Source organism: Telluria sp. Soil_C_11 (assembly GCF_057657395.1).
Genome location: NZ_JBDGIN010000072.1, coordinates 1 through 227, shown reverse-complemented (window position 1 = coordinate 227; position 227 = coordinate 1). Strand labels below are relative to the sequence as shown.

The following is a 227-nucleotide window of genomic DNA, read 5'->3' as shown; positions in this document are numbered from 1 at the left end:
GGCAAGCACGACGTGATGCTGTTCTCGGACGCCGGCAAGGCCGTGCGCTTCGACGAGAACGACGTGCGCCCGATGGGCCGTACCGCGCGCGGCGTGCGCGGCATGAACCTGGAAGAGGGCCAGAACGTGATCGCGCTGCTGGTCGCCGAAAACGAGCAGCAGTCGGTCCTGACGGCCACCGAGAACGGCTTCGGCAAGCGTACTCCGATCCTTGAATACACCCGCCA

General features: G+C 66.1%; 1 protein-coding gene. It reads left to right on the top strand.

Annotated features, from left to right (window positions below; translation table 11 throughout):
• Nucleotides 1-227, top strand: a 227-nt coding sequence (locus AC3A6M_RS24935) for a DNA gyrase C-terminal beta-propeller domain-containing protein (RefSeq protein ID WP_487855366.1), incomplete at both ends; no start/stop codon positions are given.